We start from the raw sequence: 8,004 nt of genomic DNA, 5'->3' as shown, positions 1-8,004 counted from the left end.
TGAGCTGACTTCGTCAGTCTTATCTACAACCTCAAAACAGTGTTTTGAGCTGACTTCGTCAGTTCTATCCACAACCTCAAAACGGTGTTTTGAGCTAACTTCGTCAGTCTTATCTACAATCTCAAAGCAGTGCTTTGAGCAACCTACAGCTAGCTTCCTAGCTTGCTCTTTGATTTTCATTGAGTATTACAGTGAATAATTTTTCTAGCTATTGTAACAAAAAAGTCACCCGAAGGCAACTTTTTTATCTATAAGAGTTCGAAATTAGAATGGCTTATTCAGAGCTAAAAACTGCAGCTTGCTGCATTTGGTAATACTTGCCCTTTCGAACCATGAGTTCTTGATGATTGCCATACTCAACAATGTCGCCATCCACCAAGACAAGAATCAAATCCGCATCCTGAATGGTAGACAAGCGGTGAGCGATGATAAAACTTGTGCGCCCCTTCATGAGTTTGGCAAAGGCATCCTGTACTAGCACTTCTGTCCGTGTATCGATGGAAGAAGTCGCCTCGTCTAAGATAAGAATCTTGGGAATAGCCAGAAAGACCCGGGCGATGGTTAAGAGCTGGGCCTGACCAACAGAGAGAGATTCTCCAGCATTTTCCAACTTGGTATCATAGCCTTGAGGTAACTGTTGGATGAAAAAGTCGGCATTGGCTGCTTTGGCAGCAGCAATCACTTGCTCCCGACTGGCTTCAGGATTTCCAAAGGCAATATTATCATGAATAGTTCCTTGCTTGAGCCAGGTTTCTTGGAGCACCATGCCAAACTGCTGTCTCAATGATGCACGACTATAGTCATAAATGGATTTCCCATCCAGCAAGATATCTCCTGAGTTAATAGGGTAAAAACGCATGAGAAGATTGATAAGAGTTGATTTTCCAGCACCTGTCGGACCAACGATAGCCACCTTGCTACCAGCTGGAATATCAATAGATAAATCCTTAATCAAAATCTTTTCAGGATGGTAGCCAAAAGAAACCTGTTTAAAGGAAATAGCTACCTTAACTTGGTCACTAGTCAACTCTTCCTTACCACTTTCAGCCACCTCAGGACTCTCTAAGACTCCATAAACACGCTCCGCGCAAGCGAGAGCACTTTGCAACTCGGCTAGAACTGAAGAAATATCGTTAAAAGGCTTGGTGTATTGCTGAACATAGTTCAAAAAAGTCACTAAGCGTCCAATGGTCAAGGTGGACCCCATCATGACACGATAAGCTCCTACTCCAGCTAGAAGGGCATAAATAAGCGCATTTACAAAGCGAGTCGAAGGATTAACCGTTGAAGAGTAAAAGATAGCTGACTGCGAATAACCTGCATAGTTGTCATTAGCCTCACGCAGTCTTTGGATAAAATCTTCTTGAGCATTGAAGGACTGGATAATTGTCTGTTGGCTAAGCGATTCTTCAATCAACTGAGTCTGAATTCCCCGCGTCTCTGTTTGCTTTTGGAAGAGATGATAGGAGCGTTTGGCAATAAAGCGTGAAATTACCATAGAAAGTGGCGTCAACAGCAAGACCAAAAGAGTCATGAGGAGATGAATTTGAAGCATGGCTAGAATACTAACCAAAATCATTAAGACGCCAATAAAAAATTGGTTAAAAATCATGGTCAAGCCAGCTGCCAACTGTTCGATGTCTGTGGTCACACGACTGACCATCTCTCCACTTCCTTGCCGATCCACAAAAGCAATCGGTAAACGATGGAGCTTATGGATGATTCGCTCTCGCAAATCTTTGGTATAAGAGAAGATTAGGCGATTATAGAGGAGAGGATTGACCCACTGCACAAGGGTATTTCCTATGACCACCAAGATCATTTGGAGAAAAATCTGCCAAAAAACTGGTGAAGAACCAGCCACCAGGACTTGGTCAATGACCTGCCCAATCAAGATGGGAAGATAAATTGATAAGCCAACCTGGGCAATAGTTCCTAGAAAGGCTAGGAAAAGGAGGAAGGGATGGTTTGCAAAATCTTTGGCCAAACGTGTGAGTGTTTGATTTGCAGTTTGTCGTCTCATGCTAGTCCTCCTTACCATGTTGGGATGCATTGATTTCACGATAGACTTGGCTGGATTTCATCAAGTCCTCGTGCTTGCCGATAGCTAGGAGCTCCCCTTTTTCCAAGAGGAGAATCTGGTCAGCCATCTGTAAAGTCGAGGTTCGTTGAGAGATCAAGATTAAACTTGTATTTGGCAGATTTTCTCGGATAGCTTTCAAGAGCTTGGACTCGGTAATGGTGTCGAGGGCCGAGGTAGCATCATCTAGGATGAGAAACGGAGCCTGGCGCAAGACTGCTCGTGCGATAGACAGCCTTTGTTTTTGACCGCCCGAGAAATTTCGCCCTCCTGCCTCAACTAGGGCATCTAAGAGTCCTTCCTTTTCACTGACAAAATCCTTAGCTTGCGCAATTTCCAAGGCCTGCCAGAGTTCTTGGTCCGTTACTTCTTGATTGAAACCTAGAGTCAAGTTAGCACGAATGGTTCCCTTAAAGAGTTCGACTTTTTGGGGCACATAGGCAATCCAAGACCGCCACTGTTCAAGATTGAGAGGACTAGATCCGTCTCGATAAAGGTCTATGCTCCCCTTGTCTGCTGGATAAAATCCAAGGATGAGTTGCACCAAGCTTGATTTACCAGAACCAGTTCCTCCGATGATACCAAGGATTTGCCCTTGCTTCATATCGAAGGAAATATCTCTTAGAGAAGGCTGGGCCGCATCAGGATAGGTAAAGGTCAGTTCTTGAACTTGTAAAACCTGATCACTGGTAGCTTGCTTTTGTTCTAGCTCTAAGTGAATATCTTCTGGAGCCTCCCCAAAGACTTCCTCAATTCGCTTAGCTGAGATGTAGGACTGGTTGAGAGAATTGATCAGCATGGCTAGCTTGACCAATTCCACCAAAATCTGTAAGAGATAGTTGATGAGGGCAATAAGAGCACCTTGACTGAGCAAACCTCCTTGAATTGAAAGATAGCCCTGCCAGATAATAACGAGGAGGGTTCCATTGACAATCAGATAGGTCAGAGGGGTTAATAAACTAGACCAGAAACCTGTCTTTTCTTGTAATCTAGCATAGACTTGGTTAAGGGTTTGAAAAATCTGTAACTCTTGTTTTTCTTGTCCAAAAGCACGAATAACCCGCAACCCTTGTAATTGCTGGCGTGTTTCCTGAACTAGTTGGTCCGTTTTCTTTCTAAGACTACTGTAGAGAGGATTAACCAGTCTAGAGAGCCCTACAATAACAATGGTCAAAATGATAACCATGACCAAGAACCAGAAAGTCAGCTCAGCTGAGATGCGATAAGCCATAAAAATGGCTCCAAAAACGATAATGGGTGCTCGCAAAAAGAGACGCAGGAATTGATTGATACCAGTCTGAATCTGGTAGGTATCCGAAGTCAAGCGAGTCACCAAGCTAGAAGTTGTCAAACGATCTCTGCTGTCCTTGGGCAAGGAAAGAATATGACGATAAAGGTCATCTGTCAGTCCTTTGGCAAATCCAACCGCAGCCTTAGCTGAGTAAAACTGGGCTATCAAAGCCACTACAACACCAATCACTGCAAAGATAAGGAGCAGGCCAATCTGCATCCAGAGGTGTCCTTGATTTCTCTGGGGTAAGGATTGGTCAACAATCCCAGCAATCACCATGGGAACCAAGAGCTCAAACACAGCTTCTAGTAGTTTGAACAAGGGGGCTAAAATGGATTCCTTGATGTAGGGTTTAAAGTAAGATAGTAGGTGTTTCATAAATCCCTTCTATTCGTATTCTGGAAATGAAGAAAGTGGGAAGCACCCACCCTCTCTGATTTATTTGTTTAAGTAAGGTAGTAGATAGCCATATCCTGCTTCTTCCATCTCATCCTTGGCCACAAAGCGTAGAGAGGCAGAGTTGATACAGTAACGGAGACCACCTAACTCCCGAGGCCCATCTGTGAAAACATGCCCCAAGTGAGCATTCCCCGACCGAGAACGAACCTCAATTCGCTCCATTCCGTGGCTCAGATCCTTGTAATAATGAATCAATTCCTTGGAAATCGGACGGCTAAAACTTGGCCAACCACAACCTGAGGCAAACTTATCCTTGGCAAAAAAGAGTGGCTCACCTGTCGTAATATCTACATAAATCCCTTCTTCAAAGGTTTGGTCATAGGCATTGGTAAATGGAGCCTCTGTAGCAGCTTCTTGGGTAACACGATAGGATTCTTCAGACAAACTGCCCTTTAACACCTCTTGACTAGGCTTTTCATAGTTAGAGGCATCAATCAATGGCTTATCAGCATCGGTCACATCGATATGACAGTAACCTGAAGGATTCTTCTTAAGATAGTCTTGGTGGTAGTTTTCAGCCAGAATGTAATGACGTAGTTTCTCCACTTCCACTGCAATCTTTCGACCAAGCATGCGCTCCTGCTCCTGCACCACTGTGTAGATAGCTGGCAAGTCTGCTTCATCCTGATAATAGATCCCAGTTCGATATTGGCGACCACGGTCATTCCCTTGTTGATTGATTGACAAGGGATCAATGACTCGGAAATAATAGAGCAAAATTTCTCTAAGTGACACTGCATTCTCATCATAAATCACTTGCACCGTTTCTGCATGATCTGTTTCTTTGAGCAACTTATAATTGGTCGTTTCTACTTGTCCATTAGCGTAGCCGACACTGGTTGCTAGCACTCCAGAAATGCGTGAAAAATATTCCTCTAGGCCCCAAAAACAACCGCCTGCTAGATAAATTTCTGCCATCTTTATTTCTCCTTTATCAAGTTTTTTGACTAGACTTATTTTCAAAAAAAGGATAGGAAGCCCTCTGGTCGAGAGTTTCCCCATCCTATCTTCTATTCTTTATTTTACTTCGACACGGACACCTTGGGTATCAACCTTCAAGTCATGCAGTTTGCCTTTGAAGGGTTGCTTTTCCAATTCGGCCTTAATCGTTGGCATCTTGTCATGAGAAGCCAAAACCATAACTGTCGGCCCAGCACCAGAGAGGTAGGTTGCATAGGCACCATTTTCTTTGGCCACTTGCTTAATCGTTGCAAATTCTCTTACCAAGTCCTGACGATAGCGCTCGTGGAAGAGATCTCCCTCGATTGCTTGCCCAGCGGTCACCATGTCTCCTGCCAACAAGGCTGCAATCGCCACATTAGCGATAGAACTGGCAGCAACAGCTTCCTTGTAAGACAATTTCTTAGGCAAGACACCACGGCTGTCTCTAGTACGCAATTCATAGTTTGGAATGTAGGCTAGGAAATCACACTCTGGGAAATCTGCTACGATAGCAGAAACTTGCCCATCAACGGAACTTGCAATAACGAGATTACCATAAATGGCTGGAGCCACATTATCAGGGTGTCCTTCAATCTTAGTCGCTAATTGCAATTTTTCATGGTCTGTCAAGTTGAGCTTGCCCAATTGATTGGCTAGTTCAATCCCAGCAACAATAACCGAGCTGGAAGAACCCAAACCACGCGCTAAGGGAACATTACTAGTCATTTTCAAACGTCTTGGTTGTAAATCTGGTACAATTTGCAAAGCGATTTTGAGCAAGAGATTGCGCTCGTCATGTGGTATCCATTTGCCAATCTGGTGTTCAATCAACCACTCATCTCGTTCTTCACAGACCTCGATTTGAAGATACTTGGTTACAGCTACACCGACCGAGTCAAATCCTGGCCCGATATTAGCACTGGTTGCAGGTACAATAATCTTCATCTTATTCTCCTAGCACCTTGAAGGTATTCAATAGGTCGAATTCTGAAACCTTCTTCAATTCAGCTGAGACATTTTCAAGCTGGGCTTTATTAATCTTGTGTGTAATGATCACAACACGCGCCTTGTCACCTTCTTTGCCATCTTGGAGGATTTGCTTGAAGGAAATATCTTGAGCATTGAAGATTTCAGCCAATTTCAAGACCTGACCTTTTGAGTCTGGTGCCAAGATTGAGAAGTAGTAATTAGCTTTAACATCTTCTGGATTAGCCAAGACCAAGTCACGACTGTATTCGTTGAAGTCTTTACCTATGGTACCGTCATTTAAGCGACGAACGATACGAACAATATCCGCCACCACACTTGTTGCAGTTGGTTTTTGACCAGCACCTGGTCCGTAGTACATAGACTCACCGATACCGATAGATTCTACAAAGACAGCGTTCATTACGCCATTCACACTGGCAAGTGGATGCGCTTTAGGAAGGAAGGTTGGAGTCACTTCTGCAGCAATACCTGACGGAGTTTCCTCGATTGAACCAACCAATTTCACTACATAACCCAAGTCTTGAGCTACAGCTACGTCTTCTGGTGTAATGTTGCGGATTCCCTTGTGGGCTACATCGTCAAAGGCAACCTTCATACCAAAGGCAAATTGGCTCAAAATAACCATCTTGTAGGCTGCATCAATCCCATCCACGTCATTTGTAGGGTCGCTTTCTGCAAATCCTAGACGTTGCGCTTCCGCAAGAGCATCATCGTAAGACCAGCCTTCTTCCACCATCTTGGTCATCATGAAGTTGGACGTTCCATTGACTACACCAAGCACGCGCGTGATTTTATCAGAAGCCAAGGAATTTGCCAAGGTACGAAGAATTGGAATCCCACCAGCAACTGCTGCTTCGTAGTAAAGTGCTACCTTATTAGCTTTAGCGATTTCTAACAATTCTGCACCATGGACAGCCAAAAGGTCCTTGTTGGCAGTCACAACGTGTTTCCCAGCCTCCAAGGCACGAGTGATAAATGTTTTAGCTGGTTCGATACGCCCCATCAATTCCACTACAATCGTAATGTCTTGATCTGATAAAATATCATCTACATTGGTTACAAAGTTAAAGTCATTCCCTGCTGCAAGCAAGCGATTCTTTTCATCTTCATCCTTGACCAATACCTTGGCAACTTCAATCTCTGAATGTGCTGATTGATTGATTTTTTCTCCATTTTCCTTTAGGAGGAAAGGCACACCACTTGCAACGGTACCAAATCCTAGTAAAGCAATTTTAACTGTCATGTTTGTCTCCTCGAAATTTTCTAATATAGCCATTATAACAGAATTTTGTGAAAATTCCTATTATAGTAAATCACTATTTCAATCTAGAAAAGAAAAAACGAATCAGACGATTCGCTCTTCTTAAAATCTAGAAATAGCTTTCCAGAAAGGATTATCCAATCTTTTGTAGATTGAGCACTGCATCGTGATTCATCAAGACTTGACCATACTCTTGCAAGACTGAACGACTGATGTCACTATCATCCGCAAACTCGCGCATACGGGCCAACAGCCAAGCTGGATATGGACTTGGATGATTTTCAATATCCACTAAAATGGTCAAATAATAGCGCTCATTCATCTTGTAGAGTTCAGAAGTTTCCATCTCAAAAGTCACTGTCTGTGCAAAAGCAACCAAGTCAGCTAATTTTTCAAAAGAAAGGATGTAGTAGATGTAGGGCTCTTTCTTGCTTTCAGCTTCTTGTTCAACCTGTTCCTGCTCTTCTTCCTTAGCTTCGACTTGCTCTAGAGATTGAATCGCTTCGATATCATCCTTAGTTTTGTCTGCGATGCTTTTTTCCAGGGTTTTGATAAATTCATCTGGCGACATTTGAGCCAATTCTTCCATATCTGGTAAATCCGATAAGTCTTCAAAATCTAGATTTTGATCAATCTTAGACTTGGTCACAAAGACATCTACCTTATCAGGTTTTGGAGTCACACGGAAGCTCAACATACCTGTATCTAGAAAGCTATCAGGCATCTCTAACTCATCCAAGATAGCATAAAAGAACTCTTCTGTTTTTTCTTGAGGAACAAGAAAGTCAGCAATCTCCATTCCTCGATCCATCAAATCCTCTAAAGACATCGTGATTTTCAAAGTTGTATCACTAATTTGTTTCATTTTCATTGCTAGTAACCTCATACTTTCAGTTCTATCTATTATACTAGATTTTTAAGATTTTATCAAAAGAATGGAGCGAGAATGTGATATAATACTAGAGACCATTTTACAATACA

Annotated in this window: 7 protein-coding genes; all 7 read right to left on the bottom strand. The window is 42.9% G+C overall.

Annotated elements, in window-relative coordinates; genetic code table 11:
* Positions 1–180 (bottom strand): hypothetical protein (locus ADH54_RS12350; protein WP_342666591.1); only part of this gene is annotated, 180 nt, incomplete at its 3' end.
* A gap of 94 nt (positions 181–274) precedes the next feature.
* Entirely contained in the window at positions 275–2,023 is a 1,749-nt protein-coding gene (locus tag ADH54_RS02055) for an ABC transporter ATP-binding protein (RefSeq protein ID WP_049523854.1), read from the bottom strand.
* 1 nt (position 2,024) lies between these two features.
* The gene (locus ADH54_RS02050; protein WP_049523852.1) at positions 2,025–3,749 is read right to left on the bottom strand and encodes an ABC transporter ATP-binding protein; all 1,725 of its coding nucleotides are present in this window, start codon (positions 3,747–3,749) and stop codon (positions 2,025–2,027) included.
* A 60-nt stretch (positions 3,750–3,809) separates the two neighbouring features.
* Positions 3,810–4,748 carry a peptide-methionine (R)-S-oxide reductase MsrB gene (msrB, locus tag ADH54_RS02045; RefSeq protein ID WP_049523850.1) on the bottom strand — a complete coding sequence of 313 codons (939 nt, stop codon included), beginning with the start codon at positions 4,746–4,748 and terminating at the stop codon, positions 3,810–3,812.
* A 99-nt stretch (positions 4,749–4,847) separates the two neighbouring features.
* Positions 4,848–5,717 carry a homoserine kinase gene (gene thrB, locus ADH54_RS02040; protein ID WP_049523848.1) on the bottom strand — a complete coding sequence of 290 codons (870 nt, stop codon included), beginning with the start codon at positions 5,715–5,717 and terminating at the stop codon, positions 4,848–4,850.
* 1 nt (position 5,718) lies between these two features.
* Complete coding sequence (locus ADH54_RS02035) at positions 5,719–7,005, bottom strand: homoserine dehydrogenase (protein WP_020901496.1); 1,287 nt, start codon at positions 7,003–7,005, stop codon at positions 5,719–5,721.
* A gap of 151 nt (positions 7,006–7,156) precedes the next feature.
* Positions 7,157–7,894: an adaptor protein MecA gene (mecA, locus tag ADH54_RS02030; RefSeq protein WP_049523846.1), complete on the bottom strand. Its 738-nt coding sequence runs from the start codon at positions 7,892–7,894 to the stop codon at positions 7,157–7,159.
* Positions 7,895–8,004 lie beyond the last annotated feature (110 nt).

Source organism: Streptococcus pseudopneumoniae (assembly GCF_001072315.1).
Classification (GTDB): Bacteria; Bacillota; Bacilli; order Lactobacillales; family Streptococcaceae; genus Streptococcus; species Streptococcus pseudopneumoniae_R.
This window is presented reverse-complemented; position numbering and strand designations above follow the sequence as displayed.